The sequence below is a fragment of the Cellulomonas shaoxiangyii genome (genome assembly GCF_004798685.1).
Lineage (GTDB): Bacteria > Actinomycetota > Actinomycetes > Actinomycetales > Cellulomonadaceae > Cellulomonas > Cellulomonas shaoxiangyii.
This window is the reverse complement of the sequence record NZ_CP039291.1, coordinates 1,722,715-1,739,993: the sequence shown is the minus strand read 5'-3', so window position 1 is coordinate 1,739,993 and position 17,279 is coordinate 1,722,715. Positions and strand designations below refer to the sequence as shown.

Sequence of the window (17,279 nt, the reverse complement as noted above, 5' to 3'; positions counted from 1 at the left end):
CCGAGGTCGCGTGCGTCACCCGGAGGCACGCGTCCCCACGTCCCCCAGGTAGCCCTCGACGACGTCCCGCAGGGCGGCCGCCAGGCGCAGCGGGTCGTGCACCGCCCGCTGGTCGCCGCGGCTGACCTGCCGCACGAGGAGCTGCGCCCCGAGCTCGCCGCACCGGACCGCGAGGCTCGACACGTCGTCCACCGACGCCGGGTCCGCGACCACGGCGTGCAACGGCAGCTCCGGCGCGTGCGCCCGCAGCACGTCGAGGTGGTCACCCGGACGCATGCCGGCGGTCTCCCCCTCCTCCGGCGTGAGGTTGAGGATCACGACGATGCGCGCCGTCGTCTCGAGCAGGGCCCGACGCAGCTCCGGGACCAGCAGGTGGGGCAGCACGGACGTGTACCAGGAGCCCGGGCCGAGGACCACCCAGTCGGCCGCACGCACGGCCTCGACGGCCTCCGGGCACGCCGGCGGCGCGGGCGGGTCCAGCCGGATCTGCTCGATGACGTCGACCGTGCGCGCCACCTCGCTCTGCCCCACCACGACGTCGATCGCACCGCCCGGGCGCCGCACGTCCGCCTCGATGCGCAGCGGCACCGACGCCATCGGCAGGACCCGCCCGCGCGCGCCGAGGAGCCGGCCCACCAGGTCCAGGCCCTCCACCGCGTCCCCGAGGATCTCCCACAGCGCGACGATCAGCAGGTTCCCGACGGAGTGCCGGTCGAGGGGACCGTCCGACGTGAACCGGTGCTGCAGGAGGTCCCGCCACGTGCGGCCCCAGTCCGAGTCGTCGGTCAGCGCGGACAGCGCCATGCGCAGGTCGCCCGGCGGCAGCACGTCGAGCTCCTCGCGCAGCCGCCCGGACGACCCGCCGTCGTCCGCGACCGTGACGATGGCGGTGATGCGGTCGGTCATGAGGCGCAGCGCGGAGAGCGACGCGGACAGCCCGTGACCGCCCCCGAGCGCCACGACGGCCGGCCGCACGGGGTCGTGCGGCCGGACCGGCGACGTCTCCGTCACTCCTTGCCCAGGTCGCGGGCGGTCACCTGCACCCGGTGGCCGCGCTCGCGCAGGCGCGCGCCCAGCGCCTCGCTGATGGCGACCGAGCGGTGCTTGCCCCCGGTGCACCCGACGGCGATGGTGACGTACCGCTTCTCCTCGTGCAGGTACCCCGCCAGCACGGGTTCCAGCGCGTCGGCGTACCGCTCGACGAACGTGGTGGCACCGGGGAGCCCGAGCACGTAGTCCCGCACGGGCGCGTCGCGCCCGGAGAGGTGGCGCAGCTCGGTGATCCAGTACGGGTTCGACAGGAAGCGCACGTCGACGACGTGGTCCGCGTCGAGCGGCAGGCCGTACTTGAAGCCGAACGACAGGATCGACACCCGCAGCACGTCCTCGCCGGGGCTGCTCACGGCCGCGCGGACCTCGCGCGCGAGGTCGTGGACGTTGAGCTCCGAGGTGTCGATGACGACGTCGGCCTGCTCGCGCAGCTCCTCGACCAGGGACCGCTCGAGCGCGATGCCGTCGAGGATGCGTCCCTCGCCCTGCAACGGGTGCGGGCGGCGCACCTGGTCGAAGCGGCGCACGAGGACCTCGTCGGACGAGTCGAGGAACAGCACGCGCACCTCGACGCCGGCGCCGCGCAGCTGCTCGAGCACGCCGGTGAGTGCGGCGAAGTACTCGCGGCCGCGGACGTCGATGACGGCGGCGAGCCGCCGGGCGCCCGACCCGACGGGACCGCTCGTGAGCATCCCGACGAGGTGCGTCAGCATCTGCGCGGGGAGGTTGTCGACGACGTACCAGCCGAGGTCCTCGAGGACCGCGGCGGCACGGGTGCGCCCGGCACCGGACATGCCGGTGATGATCAGGACCTGCGCCCGGTCCAGGATCGGGGCCTCGGCCGCGGCCTCGAGCGCGGGGATGCCGGAGGGGACGGTGATGGGCGACGGCTCGCTCATGCGCCCAGGATGCCAGTCCGTGGGCCGTGCGCCTCCGGGGACCCGCCGCCGGGCGCCGCCGCGTGCACCGGTTCCGTCGGCTGCGCGGGCATCGGCCCCGTCATCGGCTCCGTCATCGGCCCCGTCACCGGCTCCGTCATCTGCTCCGCGATCGGCTCCGTCATCTGCTCCGGTACCGCCTCGGGCGCCGGCTCGCGTCCCCCGAGCGCCGCCACCACGGCCTCCGCCGTGCGCGCGCCCATGCCGGGCACCGTGGCGATCTCCTCCGCCGACGCGGCCCGCAGGCGCTTCACCGACCCGAAGTGGCGCAGCAGCGCGGCCTTGCGCGCCGGGCCGAGGCCGGGGACGTCGTCGAGCACGGAGACCGTCATGCCCTTGCTGCGCCGCTTGCGGTGCGCCGAGATGGCGAAGCGGTGCGCCTCGTCGCGCACCCGCTGCAGCATGTACAGGCCCTCGGAGCTGCGCTGGAGGATCACGGGGTACTCCTCCCCCGGCACCCAGACCTCCTCCAGGCGCTTCGCCAGTCCGCACAGCGCGACGTCGTCCACGCCCAGCTCCGCCAGCGCCGCGGCGGCGGCGGCCACCTGCGGCGGACCGCCGTCGACGACGACCAGGTTCGGCGGGTACGCGAACCGTGCCGCCCGCCCCGTGGTCGCGTCGACCTCGCCGCTGCGCGGGCCGTCGTCCTCCTCGCCGTCACCGAGGTCCGGGTCCCCCAGCTGCGAGCGCTCCGCGAGGTAGCGCCGGAAGCGGCGCGTGATGACCTCGTGCATCGCCGCGGTGTCGTCCCGCGCGCCCTGGCCGTCCGGGCCCCGCACGCTGAACAGCCGGTACTCGCTCTTGCGGGCGAGCCCGTCCTCGAAGACCACCATGGACGCCGACTGGTACGTGCCCTGGTTGTGCGAGACGTCGTAGCACTCGATCCGCAGCGGCGCGGTGGGCAGGTCGAGCGCCTCCTGGATCTCCCGCAGCGCCTGGCTGCGCGTCGTGAGGTCGCCCGCGCGGCGGGTGCGGTGCAGCGCGAGCGCGTGCTCGGCGTTGCGCAGCACGGTGCGCGCGAGCTCCGCCTTGTCGCCGCGCTGCGCGACGCGGACCTGCACGCGGCTGCCGCGCAGGCCGGTCAGCCACGTCTGCATCTGCTCGAGGTTCGTCGGCAGCACCGGCACGAGGACCTCGCGCGGGACGGCGCCCGTCGCGGCGCCCCCGGCCGTGTCCTCGCCGCCGTACACCTGCTGCAGGAGGTGCTCCACGAGCGCCGCGTCGTCGAGGTCCTCGACCTTCTCGACGACCCAGCCGCGCTGGCCGCGGATCCGGCCACCCCGCACGTGGAAGACCTGGACGGCGGCCTCCAGCTCGTCCCCGGCCATCGCGAAGAGGTCGGCGTCGGTGCCGTCCGGGAGCACGACCGCATTGCGCTCGGTCGCCTTCTCGAGCGTCGCCACGTCGTCGCGCAGGCGTGCCGCCCGCTCGAAGTCGAGCTCGGCCGCCGCCTCCTTCATCCGCTGCGTGAGCCGGCGCGTGAAGCGTGCCGTGTCACCGGCCATGAAGTCGCAGAAGTCCCGCGCGAGCTGCTGGTGGTCCTCCGCCGAGATGCGCCCGACGCACGGCGCCGAGCACTTGTCGATGTAGCCGAGCAGGCAGGGGCGCCCCTGCTGCCGCGCCCGCCTGAACACACCGGCCGAGCACGTGCGGACCGGGAAGACGCGCAGCAGCAGGTCGACGGTCTCGCGGATGGCCCACGCGTGCGCGTACGGCCCGAAGTACCGCGTGCCCGCACGCTTGGCGCCGCGCATGACCTGCACGCGCGGCACCTCGTCGGCCATCGTGACGGCGAGGTACGGGTACGACTTGTCGTCGCGGTACTTGACGTTGAACCGGGGGTCGAACTCCTTGATCCAGGAGTACTCGAGGGCGAGCGCCTCGACCTCGGTGCCGACCACGGTCCACTGCACCGACGCCGCCGTCGTCACCATCTGCTGCGTGCGCGGGTGCAGGTGCGCGATGTGCTGGAAGTAGCTGTTCAGCCGGTTGCGCAGGCTCTTGGCCTTGCCGACGTAGATGACGCGGCCGTGCTCGTCGCGGAAGCGGTAGACCCCGGGGGCGTCGGGGATCTCCCCCGGCGCGGGACGGTAGGTGGCGGGATCGGCCATGGGTTCGAGCCTAGTTCGCCCGACCGACACACCCCGCCGCCGGACCCCCCGCTCGTAGGGTGGCCGCATGCCGCCGATGCACACGTACACGGTCGACCTGCGGTGGACGGGCGCCGGCGACGCGGGCACCGCCACGTACACGTCGTACGGGCGCGACCACGAGCTGTCCGCCCCCGGCAAGCACGTGCTCGCCGGGTCGTCCGACCCGGCCTTCCGGGGCGACCCGGCACGCTGGTCGCCGGAGGAGCTGCTGGTGGGTGCCCTCGCGCAGTGCCACATGCTGTGGTTCCTGCACCTCGCGGCACAGCGCGGCGTCGTGGTCGCGGGCTACGTCGACCACCCGACGGGCGTCATGCGCGTCGAGGCGGCCGGGCACGGCCAGTTCACCGAGGTCGTGCTGCGGCCCCAGGTGCGCGTGCTGGCGGGGACGACGCTCCCCGACGGCACGCCCGTGTCCGACCCGGTTCTCGCCGAGGTCCACCGCGCGGCGCACGAGCACTGCTTCGTCGCGCGCTCGGTGAACTTCCCCGTGCGTCGGGAGCCCGCGCCGCTCACCCGCGGCGCCGCGGACGCCTGACGCCGGTCCCGACGTCCACCGGTCGCCGCCCCCGCGGCTCACGCGCTGGCGCCGACCGGCTCCCGTTCCGCGTCGAGCACGTCGGCGAGGAACCGGCCCGTGTGGCTCGCCTCGACGCCCGCGACGTGCTCGGGCGTCCCCTCGGCCACCACCGTCCCGCCGCCGTTGCCGCCCTCGGGGCCCATGTCGATGACCCAGTCGGCGTTCTTGATGACGTCGAGGTTGTGCTCGATCACGATGACCGAGTTCCCCTTGTCGACGAGGGTCTGCAGCACGCCGAGGAGCTTGCGGATGTCCTCGAAGTGCAGCCCCGTGGTCGGCTCGTCGAGGACGTACACCGTGCGACCGGTGGAGCGTCGCTGCAGCTCGGCCGCCAGCTTGACGCGCTGCGCCTCGCCGCCCGACAGCGTGGGCGCCGGCTGCCCGAGCCGGACGTAGCCCAGGCCCACGTCGACGAGCGTGCGCAGGTGCCGGGAGATCGCCGGCACGGCGGCGAAGAACTCCGCCGCCTCGGCGATCGGCATGTCGAGCACGTCCGCGACCGTCTTGCCCTTGAAGTGCACCTCGAGCGTCTCGCGGTTGTACCGCGCGCCGTGGCACACCTCGCACGGCACGTAGACGTCGGGCAGGAAGTTCATCTCGATCTTGAGCGTGCCGTCGCCCGAGCACGCCTCGCACCGGCCGCCCTTGACGTTGAACGAGAACCGGCCGGGCGTGTAGCCGCGCACCTTGGCCTCGGACGTCTCCGCGAACAGGCGGCGGACGTGGTCCCACACGCCCGTGTACGTCGCGGGGTTGGACCGCGGCGTGCGGCCGATCGGCCCCTGGTCGACGTGCACGACCTTGTCCAGGTGCTCGAGGCCGGTGACGCGCCGGTGCCGGCCGGCGACCTGGCGCGCGCCGTTGAGCTCGTTCGCCATCACCGTGTAGAGGATCGAGTTCACGAGCGTCGACTTGCCCGACCCGGACACCCCGGTCACGGCCGTGAGGATGCCGAGCGGGAACGACACGTCGACACCGCGCAGGTTGTGCTCGCGGGCGCCGACGACCGTGACGACGCGCTCGGGGTCGACCGGCCGGCGCGTGGCCGGCGTGCCGATCGAGCGCCGGCCCGACAGGTACGCACCGGTCACGGACTCCCGCGAGTCGAGCAGGCCCTGCAGGTCGCCGGAGTGCACGACGTGCCCGCCGTGCTCGCCCGCCCCGGGGCCGATGTCGACGATCCAGTCGGCCGTGCGGATGGTGTCCTCGTCGTGCTCGACGACGATGAGGGTGTTGCCGAGGTCGCGCAGGCGCGTCAGGGTGTCGATCAGCCGGCGGTTGTCGCGCTGGTGCAGCCCGATCGACGGCTCGTCGAGGACGTAGAGCACGCCGACGAGCCCCGACCCGATCTGCGTCGCGAGCCGGATGCGCTGGGCCTCGCCGCCCGACAGCGTCCCCGCGGGCCGCATCAGCGACAGGTAGTCCAGACCGACGTCCAGGAGGAAGCCCAGGCGTGCCTGGATCTCCTTGAGGACCTGCGCCGCGATGGCACGCTCGCGCTCGCCGAGCTCGAGCTGGTCGAGGAACGTGCGCGCCTCGTTGATCGGCAGGTCGCAGACCTCGGCGATGGACCGTCCGCCGACCTTCACGGCGAGCACCTCGGGCTTGAGTCGCGCGCCCTTGCAGACCGGGCACGGGACCTCGCGCATGTAGGCCTCGTACTTCTCCTTGCTCCACTCGGACTCGGTCTCCGAGTGGCGGCGCTCGAGGAACGTCAGGACGCCTTCGAAGCCCGTGGAGTAGGTCCGCTCGCGCCCCCACCTGTTGCGGTAGCGGACCTTGACCTCGTGGTTCTCGCCGTGCAGCACCGCGTCCTTCGCGCGCTTGGGCAGCGCACGCCAGGGCGTGTCCATCGAGAAGCCCATGTCCTGCGCGAGGGCCGTCAGCACCCGCGTGAAGTACTCCGACGACACCTGCGACCACGGCGCGACGGCGCCCTGGCCGAGCGAGAGCTCGTCGTCGGGGATCACGAGGTCGGGGTCGACCTCGAGCCGCGAGCCGATGCCCGTGCACTCCGGGCAGGCGCCGTAGGGCGCGTTGAACGAGAACGTCCGCGGCTCGATCTCGTCGAGCGTGAGCACGTGGTCGTTGGGGCACGCCCGCTTCTCGGAGAACCGGCGCTCGCGCTCCGGGTCGTCCGCGTCGGCGTCCACGAGCTCGATGACGAGCAGGCCGCCGGCGAGCAGCAGCGCGGTCTCCACGGAGTCCGTGAGCCGGCGCTGCACCCCCTCGCGCGAGACGAGGCGGTCCACCACGACCTCGATGTCGTGCTTGAGCTTCTTCTCCAGCGTCGGCGGCGTGGCGAGCTGGACGACCTCACCGTCGACGCGGGCGCGCGAGAAGCCCTTGCCCTGCAGCTCGCGGAACAGCTCGGCGTACTCCCCCTTGCGGCCCCGGACGACCGGCGCGAGCACCTGGTAGCGCGTGCCGTCGGGCAGCTCGAGGAGCCGGTCGACGATCTGCTGCGGCGTCTGCGCCGTCACGCGCTCGCCGCACACCGGGCAGTGCTGCGTGCCGGCGCGCGCGAACAGCAGGCGCAGGTAGTCGTACACCTCGGTGATCGTGCCGACGGTCGACCGCGGGTTGCGGTTGGTCGACTTCTGGTCGATCGACACGGCGGGCGAGAGGCCCTCGATGAAGTCGACGTCCGGCTTGTCCATCTGCCCGAGGAACTGGCGCGCGTACGCCGACAGCGACTCGACGTAGCGGCGCTGCCCCTCGGCGAAGATCGTGTCGAAGGCGAGCGACGACTTGCCTGACCCCGACAGACCCGTGAACGCGATGAGGGCGTCCCGGGGCAGGTCGAGGTCGACGTTGCGCAGGTTGTGCTCCCGGGCACCGCGGACCACGAGGCGATCGTTCACAGCGGACGAGTCTACGTGCGGCGACCGACAATCGCACACGTGTTCGACGTCACTCGCCGGAGGGGAACACCGGCGGACGCGGACCGGCGCGCGTCCGGGACGGGCGCCCACCATGCTGGACGCGATGACCACCCCGCCCGCCCCGGCCCGCCTGCTGCCCGGTCAGTCCCCCATCGGTGACTACGCGGTCATCGGCGACGGCCACACCGCCGCGCTCGTGTCCCTGCACGGGTCGGTCGACTGGTTGTGCCTGCCGCGCTTCGACTCCGACGCCTGCTTCGCCGCGCTGCTCGGCACGCCCGATCACGGGCGGTGGTTGCTCACGGTGCCCGACGCGACCGAGGTGACCCGACGCTGGCGCGGCGACTCGTTCGTGCTCGAGACGACCTACCGCTCCCCCTCGGGCACGGCCGTGGTGACGGACGCGATGCCGCTCGGCGACGGTCGCGCCGACCTCGTCCGTCGCGTGGTGTGCACGCAGGGCGAGGTCGTGGTCGCGCACGAGTGGACCGTCCGCCTCGGCTACGGGTCCGTGGAGCCCTGGGTCCGGCACGAGCGGGACCCCGAGGGCAACGACACGATCCGGGCGCTCGCGGGGCCCGACTCGCTCGTCCTGCGTGGCGACCGGCTCCCCCACGCGGTCGACCGGCACCACCGCGACGAGGTCGTGCTGGCCGCCGGGGAGCACCTCGAGCTGGCGCTCACCTGGATCCCGTCGTGGGCGGAGGTCCCGCCGCGGCTGACGATCGAGGACCGCGTCGACTCCACGGCCATCGCCTGGGGCCTGTGGGCGCGCGACTGCGCCTACGCCGGCCCGTACCGGGAGGCGGTCGTCCGCTCGCTCCTGGTCCTGCGGATGCTCACCGACGCGACGACGGGCGGCATCGTGGCCGCGGCCACGACGTCCCTCCCGGAGTCCCCCGGCGGCGCACGGAACTGGGACTACCGGTTCTGCTGGCTCCGCGACGCGGCGCTCACGCTCGAGGCGCTGATCGAGCAGGGGTTCCGGGAGGAGGCGACGGAGTGGCGCGACTGGCTCATGCGCGCGGTCGCGGGAGACCCTCGCGACCTGCAGATCATGTACCGGCTCGACGGCAGTCGACGCCTGCCGGAGCTGACGCTCGACCACCTGCCCGGGTACGCGGGCTCACGGCCGGTGCGGGTCGGGAACGCCGCGGTCGGGCAGGTGCAGCACGACGTCCTGGGTGAGGTGATGAGCGCGCTCGCGACGGCGCGCGTGGCGGGCCTCGCGGAGACGGACGACTCGTGGTCGCTCCAGTGCCACCTCGTGGAGGCGCTGGTGGCCGACTGGAGGGAGCCCGACCGCGGCATCTGGGAGGTCCGCGGCGAGCCGCGCCACTTCACGCACTCGAAGGTCATGGCGTGGGCCGCGGTCGACCGTGCGGTGCGCGCGGCGGAGACCCACGGGCTGGACGCGCCCCTCGAGCGGTGGCGCGCCACGCGGGACGAGATCCACGCCGAGGTGCTCGAGCACGGGTGGTCCGCCGAGCTCGGGACGTTCGTTCAGCACTACGGCGCCCGGCACACCGACGCGTCGCTCCTGCAGCTCCCGCAGGTCGGCTTCCTGCCCGCACAGGACCCGCGCGTGCTCGCCACGATCGCCGCCGTGCGCGCCGAGCTCGAGGTCGCGCCGGGCCTCGTGCTGCGCTACCGCACGGACCGGACGGACGACGGGCTCGCGGGCGCCGAGGCGCCGTTCCTCGCGTGCTCGTTCTGGCTCGCCGACGCCCTCGCCCGCGCCGACGACCTCGCGGGCGCGACGGCCGTCCTCGACGCGCTCGTCCCGCTCGGGGGCGAGCTGGGCCTGCTGGCCGAGCAGTACGACCCGGCGACCGGCAGGATGCTCGGCAACGTCCCGCAGGCGCTGTCGCACCTCGCGCTCGTGCGGGCCGCGCACAGCCACGACCTCGCCCAGCGGCGCGCCGCGGGGCGGCGAGCGGAGCCGGCCACGGCCGGTCGGGAGGATGCGACGTGACCTACACCGGGGACGTGCGGGTCGGCGGGCCGACGGCGGTGCGCGTGCTGGACGACGCCGAGATCCGCAAGGTCGCCGTCGGGCCGTCCGACAACAACGGCTACCTCGTGACGTGCCGGCGCTCGGGCGCGCAGCTGCTCCTCGACGCGGCCGCCGACCCCGACCGGCTGCTCGCGCTCGTCCGCGAGGGTTCCGGCTCGGCGCGGCTCGACGTCCTGCTCACGACGCACCGCCACGCCGACCACGTCGGCGCCCTGGCCTCGGTGGAGGCCGTGACCGGCGCGACGCTCGCCGCGGGCGCCGACGACGCCGACGCGATCGCCGACGCCGTGGGCCGCCCGGTCCGCCGCCGGCTCGTGGACGGCGACACCCTCACGCTCGGTCACCTGGTGCTCGAGGTCGTCGCGCTGCGGGGGCACACGCCGGGATCCGTCGCGCTCGCCCTGCGCGAGCCGGATCGCGTCACCGCCCCCGACGCCGTCCCCGGCCGCGTGCACCTGTTCACGGGCGACAGCCTCTTCCCGGGCGGCGTGGGGGCGACGGGAGGGGACCCGGACCGGTTCGCCCAGCTGATGGACGACGTCGTCGCGCGGGTGTTCGACCGCTTCGACGACGCCACGTGGGTGTACCCCGGGCACGGGCGGGACACCACCCTCGGCGCCGAGCGCCCGCACCTCACCGAGTGGCGCGCGCGGGGGTGGTGACCGGCCGTCGGCGCCGCCCGCGGTCAGCCCTCGAGCGGTCCCAGGACCGACGCCGCGACGGTCGCGTGCGCCGACTCGTCGTCCGACGGGTGGTAGATGCCGGCCAGCACGTCCCGGTAGAGGCGTGCCAGCTCGCTCCCCGTGAAGTACGCGCCGCCGCCGGACACCCGCAGCGCGAGGTCCACCACGTCGCGCGCCGTCTCCGTCGCGCGCACCTTGAGGCCGACGAGCTGCGCGAACCACCGCACGCCGTGGTCGGCCTGCTCGTCGACGTCGCGCGCGAGGGCGAACACCTGGAGCTCCGCGCCGTCCTGCGCGAGGGCCGCATCGGCGACCTTCCAGCGGATGTCGGGGTCCTGCGCGTAGCTGCGGCCGCCGTGCTTGAACGACGTCCGGCGCCGCGCGTGCTGCACGCCCAGCTCGAGGGCCCGGCGCCCGATCCCGGTGTACACCGCGGCGAGGAGGACCTCGAACACGGCGAACAGCGCGAAGATGAACGGGTCGGCGCTCGGTCCGACGGGCAGGCGACGGTGCACCCGGTCGGCGGGTGCGTACGCGCCGTCGAGCACCGTCGTCGCGGACTGCGTGGCGCGCATGCCGAGCGTGTCCCAGTCGTCCTTCGTCGTGACGCCGCCGTCGGCGCGGGAGACGACGCCGTGCACGAGGCGGGGGTCGTCCGGGTCGGCGTCGTCGAGCCCGAACGTCGCCAGGCGCGTCCACACGGGCGACAGGGACGTGAAGATCTTCGTGCCGTAGTACCGGTACCCGCCGTCCTGCGTCCGCTCGGCCCGCGTCCGCGAGCCGAACATGACGAGGTCGTTGCCGGCCTCCGAGTTGCCGAACGCGAACACCTCGCCCGCGGCGGCGTCGCGCAGCACGTGCTCCACGGAGTCGTCCCCGCGGGCGACGAGGACCGCCGCGAGACCGGTGACGACGAGGTGCATGTTGACGGCCAGCGCCGTGGCGGGCGCCGCGGCGGCGAGACGCGCCTGCTCGCGTGCGACCTCCTCGAGCGTGAGGCCCGCACCGCCGAGGCGCTCGGGGACGAACGCGGTGAGGTAGCCCGCCGCGACGAGGTCGGCGAGGTCGTCGTGCGGGAACGTGTTGTCCCGGTCGTGCGCGTCGGCGCGGCCGTGCACGCGCGCGAGCAGGTCGTCGGTCAGCAGCGTGCGCAGGGACCGGGTCACCGGCCACCGCCCGTCGTGGAGGTCATGCGTCCACTCTGCCACCGCCGCGCGGCCGGACCGCCGGGCGGGCCCGCCTCCGTGGCGGTCGTCACCTGCGGCAGGATGACGCCATGACGCTCTTCGCCGTCCGCTACACCTACGACGACCGCACGGACGTGCGCGACGCGGTGCGCCCCGAGCACCGCGCGTGGCTCGCCGGGCTGGCCGACGCCGGCGCGCTGCTCGGCTCGGGACCGTTCGCCGACGACGCCGCGGCCGGCGCCCTCCTCGTCCTGCGAGCGCAGGACGAGGAGGCCGTGCGCGCGCTGCTGCGCCAGGACCCGTTCGCGCGCGAGGGTCTCGTCGCCGCGACCGAGGTGCGCACCTGGCAGCTCGTGCTCGGCCCCTGGGCCGCCGCCGACTGACCCGTCGGGGCGGCGAGGGGCCGGGACGGGCCACCGGAGGGGGTGGCCCGCCCGTGCGTCACGACCGGCGGTCGTCCGTCTCCGTGGCTGCGTCGTCGGTCCCGTCGAGCTGGACGCCGAGCTGCGCCTCCTGGGCGGAGGCGTGCTGCAGAGCGCTCGCGGTCGCGTCGCGCCGCGTCCGTCGCAGCGACAGGACCGTGGTCAGGACCAGCGTCACGAGGATGAACCCGAGGGACACCGGCGTGGAGATCTCCGGGACGGCCGTGACGTGCTCGCCGCCGTTGATGAAGGGCAGCTCGTTCGTGTGCAGGGCGTGGATGACGAGCTTGATGCCGATGAACCCGAGGATCGCGCCGAGGCCGTAGGACAGGTAGACGAGCTTGTCGAGCAGGCCGTCGATGAGGAAGAACAGCTGGCGCAGCCCGAGCAGCGAGAACGCGTTCGCGGCGAAGACGAGGTACGTCTCCTGCGTCAGCCCGAAGATCGCGGGGATCGAGTCGACCGCGAAGATGATGTCGGCCGTGCCGATCGCGACCATCACGATGAGCATCGGCGTCATGTACCGGCGGCCGTCGCGGCGCACGATCATCTTGTCGCCGACGTAGTCGTCGGTCGTCGGGAACAGGCGCCGTGTCAGGCGGAGGACGGCGTTCTCCTTGAAGTCGCCCTCCTCCTCGCTGCCCGAGCGGATCTGCGCCCACGCGGTGTACAGCAGGAAGGCGCCGAACAGGTAGAAGATCGCGCTGAACCGCTCGATGAAGGCCGCACCGACGAAGATGAAGATCGTCCGCAGGACGAGCGCGATGGTGATGCCGATCAGCAGCACCTTCTGCTGGTAGAGCCGCGGGACGCGGAAGCTCGCCATGATGAGCACGAACACGAAGAGGTTGTCGATCGACAGGCTCTTCTCGGTGATGTACCCGGCGAAGTACTCACCGCCGTACGTGCCGCCCGCGACGATCCACACCACCACGCCGAACAGCACGGCGATGCTCACGTAGCCGGCGGACCACCACGCGGACTCGCGCAGCGTCGGCTCGTGCGGCGAGCGCACGTGGCCGACGTAGTCCACGGCGAGCATGAGCACGATGGCGCCGACGGTGACGGCCCACACCCAGACAGGAACGTCCACAACAGGACCTCTCGATCGGTACGACGGATGACCGGAGGTCTCTTCCGCCCGCGCACGCGTCGGCCCAGCGGGCCCGAGGCGTGCGACGCAGCCGACGCACCGGGCCGGCAACGCTGGCGACCGTGATGACGATGACGTCGTGGGGAGTACTCCCCTCCGCGGCCCATCATAGGTGCCGGGGCCCACCCCGGTCCCCCGGGAGCCGCGGAGGGCGCAGGGTGCGCTGCGTCACCGCCCGTACGGGGCGGGTGCCGCGGCCGGGCGCGGGGTGCTCAGACCAGGCAGAACTCGTTGCCCTCGGGGTCGAGCAGCACGATCCAGTAGCCGGAGCCCGGCTCGTCGAACTCCCGCACCACCTGCGCTCCCAGGTCGGCGAGCTCCGCCGCCCGGGCGCGCACGGCGGCCCGGTCCGGTTCCGCGCCGCGGGGGCCCGCGCCGGGCAGCCCGACGTCGAGGTGCACCCGGTTCTTCGCCGACTTCCCCTCCGGTACGCGCTGGAGGAAGACCCGTGGCCCCGCGCCGGCGGGGTCGACGATGGCGTAGCCGTCGTTCCACCGCTCCTCCGGCATCCCCCAGGCCCGCAGTGCCGCCTCCCAGTCGGCGAAGCCGTCCGGCGCCGGCTCCTCGACGTAACCGAGCACGTGGGCCCAGAACGTGCCGAGCGCGCGCGGGTCGAGCGCGTCGAAGGTCAGCTGCATCCTGCGGTCCACGTCGTCGTCCCCTGTCGTGTCAGGCCGGTCGTGTCAGGCGGTTGCCGAGTGCATCTGCCGCAGCTCCTTCTTGAGCCCGGAGATCTCGTCGCGCAGCCGCCCGGCGAGCTCGAACTGCAGCTCCGCCGCGGCGGCGTGCATCTGGTCGGTGAGCTGCTGGATGAGGTCCCCGAGCTCGCCGGCCGCCACCCCCACGAGACGCGTGCGCTCGTCGGTCGGAGCCGTCCGCGAGCCCAGCCCGGGGACCGGCGCCTTGCCGCGGCTCGCCTGGCGCCCGCCGCCGCCCAGGAGCTCGGCGGTGTCGGCGTCCTCGCGGGCCAGCAGGTCGGTGATGTCGTTGATCTTCTTGCGCAGCGGCTGCGGGTCGATGCCGTGCTCGCGGTTGTAGGCCACCTGGCGCTCGCGCCGCCGGTTGGTCTCGTCGATCGCGGTCGCCATGCCCGCCGTGATGCGGTCCGCGTACATGTGCACCTGCCCCGAGACGTTGCGGGCGGCGCGCCCGATCGTCTGGATGAGCGAGGTGCCGGAGCGCAGGAACCCCTCCTTGTCCGCGTCGAGGATCGCCACCAGCGACACCTCCGGGAGGTCGAGACCCTCGCGCAGGAGGTTGATGCCGACCAGCACGTCGTACTCACCCATGCGCAGCTCGCGCAGCAGCTCGACGCGCCGGAGCGTGTCGACCTCCGAGTGCAGGTACCGGACCCGCACGCCCTTCTCGAGGAGGTAGTCCGTCAGGTCCTCGGCCATCTTCTTCGTCAGCGTGGTGACCAGGACGCGCTCGTTCTTGTCCACCCGGTCGCGGATCTCGCCGAGGAGGTCGTCGATCTGGCCCTGCGTCGGCTTGACGACGACCTCGGGGTCGATCAGGCCCGTCGGACGGATGATCTGCTCGACGAACCCGTCGGACACGGACAGCTCGTAGTTGCCGGGGGTCGCCGACAGGTACACGGTCTGCCCGATCCGGTCGACGAACTCCTCCCAGCGCAGCGGCCGGTTGTCCGTGGCGCTCGGCAGGCGGAACCCGTGGTCCACGAGGGCCCGCTTGCGCGACATGTCGCCCTCGAACATCGCACCGATCTGCGGCACGGTCACGTGCGACTCGTCGATGACGAGCAGGAAGTCCTCGGGGAAGTAGTCGAGCAGCGTGTTCGGCGCCGACCCGGGCGCGCGGCCGTCGATGTGCCGCGAGTAGTTCTCGATGCCGGAGCACGAGCCGACCTGCCGCATCATCTCGATGTCGTACGTGGTCCTCATCTGCAGCCGCTGCGCCTCGAGGAGCTTGTTCTGCCGCTCGAGCTCGGCGAGCCGTTCCTCGAGCTCCAGCTCGATCCCGGCGATCGCGCGCTCCATGCGCTCCGGCCCGGCGACGTAGTGCGTCGCGGGGAAGACGTGCACCTGCTCCTCGACCCGCACGACGTCGCCGGTCAGCGGGTGCAGCGTGGCGATGGCCTCGATCTCGTCCCCGAAGAACTCGATGCGGATCGCGAGCTCCTCGTACACCGGGATGATCTCGACGGTGTCGCCGCGCACCCGGAAGGTGCCGCGCGTGAACGCCATGTCGTTGCGCGAGTACTGCATCGTGACGAACTGGCGGAGCAGCCGGTCACGGTCGACCACGTCGCCGACGTTGAGCGTGACCATGCGGTCGACGTACTCCTGCGGCGTGCCCAGGCCGTAGATGCAGGACACGGACGCGACCACGATGACGTCCCGGCGGGTGAGCAGCGAGCTCGTCGCGGAGTGCCGCAGCCGCTCGACCTCCTCGTTGATCGAGGAGTCCTTCTCGATGTAGGTGTCGCTCTGCGCGATGTACGCCTCGGGCTGGTAGTAGTCGTAGTACGACACGAAGTACTCGACCGCGTTGTTGGGCAGCAGCTCGCGGAACTCGGTCGCCAGCTGGGCCGCCAGCGTCTTGTTCGGCGCCATGACGAGCGTCGGCCGCTGGAGCTTCTCGATCAGCCAGGCCGTCGTGGCCGACTTGCCGGTACCCGTGGCGCCCAGCAGGACCACGTCCTTCTCGCCCGCGCGCACGCGCTCGGTGAGCTCGGCGATGGCGGTGGGCTGGTCGCCGCTCGGGGTGTACTCCGACACCACCTCGAACGGCGCGACGGTCCGCTGCAGGTCGGTCACGGGGCGCATGACGTCAACGGTACGACCGACCACCGACACACGTGGCGTCCGGGTCCGGGCGTCCGCCCAGGGCGTACGCCCGGCCGTCAGTCGCCGCTGTAGGACACGTGCGCGCCGGCATCGGCGGCCGACACCATCGCCGCGTAGCGCTGCATGAACGCCCGGTACGCGGTGAAGCCGGCGATCTTCCGCTTGGTCATCGGCACGAGCCCCGACATCGCCGACTGCTTGAGCACGAAGCTCTGGATGACCGTGCGCGCCGTGACCCGCCCCACCGCGCGGTCCACCTCGACGTCGAAGTGCAGGACCGGCTCGTTGTCCTCGCGCGTGAGGTCGCGCACGACCATCCGCAGCCGGTTCGCCTCACGGTCCAGCGGCCGCACCCATCCCTGCGCGTCCTCGACCGCCGCGGCGGCCTGCGTCGCGAGGTCGAGCACCTGGGCCGCCGTCAGCGCACCCGTCGCCAACGACACCGACGCCTTCGACTGCACCGGGCGCGCCTCCCAGCCCTGCACGCCCATCGCCTGGAGCGCCATGGTCCCTCCGGGGATCCGTCCGGCCGCGGCGGCCGTCCACGGCCGCCATCGGTGGCGCTGCTGTGCGCCACTCGCTCCATCGACGCGTGGGAGCGCGTGCACGCGCGTTCCCGCTCCGCGTTCACCCGGTCGGCCCAGGTGGGCCCCCCCGCCCGGATGACGGACCGAGGTCCGTGGCGCGTCGCCCGGGCAGGCAGGGCGGGACGCACCCGTGCCGAGGTTCGCCCGAACGGTCCTCAGGCGTGCTCGCCGGCCTCCTCGGCCGCCCGCTCCGCGGCGAGCCGCTCCCACAGGTCGTCCACCTGGCGCTCGAGGTCCGCGTCGCCGCCGGTGCCGTCGAGCACCACGTCCGCCGCCGCGAGCCGTTCCTCGTCGCGGGCCTGCGCGGCAACGCGCGCCTCGGCGTCGTCGCGGGACATCCCGCGCAGGCGCACGAGCCGCTCGACGCGCAGCACCGCCGGTGCGTGCACGACGACGACCACGTGGAAGCGGTCCGCCTGGCCGGTCTCGACCAGCAGCGGGATGTCGTGCACGACGACGGCGCCCGGGTGTGCCGTCGCAGCCGCGGCCTCACGCTCGCCGGCGAGCCGCCGCACGACCGGGTGCACGATCGCGTCGAGCCGGGCGCGCGCCTCCGGGTCCGCGAACACGACGCGCGCGAGCGCCGGCCGGTCGAGCGCGCCCTCGCCGTCCAGCACCTCGGTCCCGAACGCCTCGACCACCGAGGCGAGGCCCGCGGAGCGCGGCGCGACCGCCTCGCGCGCGAGCAGGTCGTGGTCGACCACCACCGCTCCGTGCCCGGCGAGGCGCCGCGCCGCCACCGACTTGCCCGCCGCGATGCCACCCGTCAGACCGATGCGCTGCACGGGCCCATCGTGGACCCCGCGGGTGCCCGCGC

14 protein-coding genes are annotated in these 17,279 nt (G+C 73.5%); 4 read left to right on the top strand and 10 right to left on the bottom strand.

The features are described from left to right. Positions 1–15 precede the first annotated feature (15 nt). Genes E5225_RS07975 through uvrC form a run of 3 tightly spaced genes read right to left on the bottom strand, consistent with a single transcriptional unit; the run spans position 16 to position 4,099 of the window. Positions 16–1,011: a gluconeogenesis factor YvcK family protein gene (locus E5225_RS07975; protein ID WP_166435849.1), complete on the bottom strand. Its 996-nt coding sequence runs from the start codon at positions 1,009–1,011 to the stop codon at positions 16–18. Further along, positions 1,008–1,949 (bottom strand): RNase adapter RapZ, encoded by a 942-nt coding sequence (gene rapZ / locus E5225_RS07970; protein ID WP_135971779.1) that lies wholly within the window; start codon positions 1,947–1,949, stop codon positions 1,008–1,010. The genes E5225_RS07975 and rapZ overlap by 4 nt, the downstream gene beginning before the upstream one ends. Beyond that, positions 1,946–4,099, bottom strand: a complete 2,154-nt coding sequence (gene uvrC / locus E5225_RS07965) for an excinuclease ABC subunit UvrC (RefSeq protein WP_243738000.1) — start codon at positions 4,097–4,099, stop codon at positions 1,946–1,948. Before uvrC ends, rapZ begins: the two co-directional genes overlap by 4 nt. Before the next feature lie 67 nt (positions 4,100–4,166). Here uvrC and E5225_RS07960 point away from each other — a divergent pair, with 67 nt between their 5' ends. After that, positions 4,167–4,676, top strand: coding sequence for an OsmC family protein (locus E5225_RS07960; RefSeq protein ID WP_135971778.1), 510 nt, complete (start codon positions 4,167–4,169; stop codon positions 4,674–4,676). Between the two features lie 38 nt (positions 4,677–4,714). On the opposite strand, the gene uvrA is transcribed toward E5225_RS07960, so the two are convergent. Next, a complete protein-coding gene (gene uvrA / locus E5225_RS07955) occupies positions 4,715–7,582 on the bottom strand; it encodes an excinuclease ABC subunit UvrA (RefSeq protein ID WP_135971777.1) in 2,868 nt (955 codons plus the stop codon). Between the two features lie 124 nt (positions 7,583–7,706). Between uvrA and E5225_RS07950 the strand changes: the two genes are divergently transcribed. Both E5225_RS07950 and E5225_RS07945 read left to right on the top strand, forming a co-directional pair. Further along, the gene (locus E5225_RS07950) at positions 7,707–9,578 is read left to right on the top strand and encodes a glycoside hydrolase family 15 protein (RefSeq protein WP_135971776.1); all 1,872 of its coding nucleotides are present in this window, start codon (positions 7,707–7,709) and stop codon (positions 9,576–9,578) included. Further along, positions 9,575–10,282: an MBL fold metallo-hydrolase gene (locus E5225_RS07945; protein WP_135971775.1), complete on the top strand. Its 708-nt coding sequence runs from the start codon at positions 9,575–9,577 to the stop codon at positions 10,280–10,282. Before E5225_RS07950 ends, E5225_RS07945 begins: the two co-directional genes overlap by 4 nt. A 23-nt stretch (positions 10,283–10,305) precedes the next feature. Here the strand turns inward: E5225_RS07945 and E5225_RS07940 are convergent, their stop codons facing one another. Beyond that, entirely contained in the window at positions 10,306–11,469 is a 1,164-nt protein-coding gene (locus E5225_RS07940; protein WP_135971774.1) for an acyl-CoA dehydrogenase family protein, read from the bottom strand. Positions 11,470–11,579: 110 nt separating this feature from the next. On the opposite strand from E5225_RS07940, the gene E5225_RS07935 reads away from it, so the two are divergent. After that, positions 11,580–11,873, top strand: coding sequence for a YciI family protein (locus E5225_RS07935; protein WP_135971773.1), 294 nt, complete (start codon positions 11,580–11,582; stop codon positions 11,871–11,873). A 58-nt stretch (positions 11,874–11,931) separates the two neighbouring features. Here the strand turns inward: E5225_RS07935 and E5225_RS07930 are convergent, their stop codons facing one another. The 5 genes from E5225_RS07930 to coaE form a co-directional block, all read right to left on the bottom strand. Beyond that, positions 11,932–13,005, bottom strand: a complete 1,074-nt coding sequence (locus tag E5225_RS07930) for a TerC family protein (RefSeq protein ID WP_135971772.1) — start codon at positions 13,003–13,005, stop codon at positions 11,932–11,934. Positions 13,006–13,277: 272 nt separating this feature from the next. Further along, positions 13,278–13,715 (bottom strand): VOC family protein, encoded by a 438-nt coding sequence (locus E5225_RS07925; protein ID WP_135971771.1) that lies wholly within the window; start codon positions 13,713–13,715, stop codon positions 13,278–13,280. Positions 13,716–13,748: 33 nt separating this feature from the next. Continuing rightward, on the bottom strand, positions 13,749–15,854 hold the full coding sequence (gene uvrB, locus E5225_RS07920) for an excinuclease ABC subunit UvrB (protein ID WP_135971770.1): 2,106 nt from the start codon (positions 15,852–15,854) through the stop codon (positions 13,749–13,751). A 77-nt stretch (positions 15,855–15,931) separates the two neighbouring features. Then, on the bottom strand, positions 15,932–16,381 hold the full coding sequence (locus E5225_RS07915; protein ID WP_135971769.1) for a hypothetical protein: 450 nt from the start codon (positions 16,379–16,381) through the stop codon (positions 15,932–15,934). Between the two features lie 236 nt (positions 16,382–16,617). Further along, positions 16,618–17,247 (bottom strand): dephospho-CoA kinase, encoded by a 630-nt coding sequence (coaE, locus tag E5225_RS07910; protein WP_135971768.1) that lies wholly within the window; start codon positions 17,245–17,247, stop codon positions 16,618–16,620. Between the last annotated feature and the right edge of the window lie 32 nt (positions 17,248–17,279).

What these genes read in the sequence shown, in the direction of transcription:
- E5225_RS07950 (WP_135971776.1), top strand. Translation starts at nt 7,707, where the DNA reads ATGACCACCCCGCCCGCCCCGGCCCGCCTGCTGCCCGGTCAGTCCCCC.
- uvrC (WP_243738000.1), bottom strand. Translation starts at nt 4,099, where the DNA reads ATGGCCGATCCCGCCACCTACCGTCCCGCGCCGGGGGAGATCCCCGAC.
- E5225_RS07915 (WP_135971769.1), bottom strand. Translation starts at nt 16,381, where the DNA reads ATGGCGCTCCAGGCGATGGGCGTGCAGGGCTGGGAGGCGCGCCCGGTG.
- E5225_RS07935 (WP_135971773.1), top strand. Translation starts at nt 11,580, where the DNA reads ATGACGCTCTTCGCCGTCCGCTACACCTACGACGACCGCACGGACGTG.
- uvrB (WP_135971770.1), bottom strand. Translation starts at nt 15,854, where the DNA reads ATGCGCCCCGTGACCGACCTGCAGCGGACCGTCGCGCCGTTCGAGGTG.
- rapZ (WP_135971779.1), bottom strand. Translation starts at nt 1,949, where the DNA reads ATGAGCGAGCCGTCGCCCATCACCGTCCCCTCCGGCATCCCCGCGCTC.
- E5225_RS07960 (WP_135971778.1), top strand. Translation starts at nt 4,167, where the DNA reads ATGCCGCCGATGCACACGTACACGGTCGACCTGCGGTGGACGGGCGCC.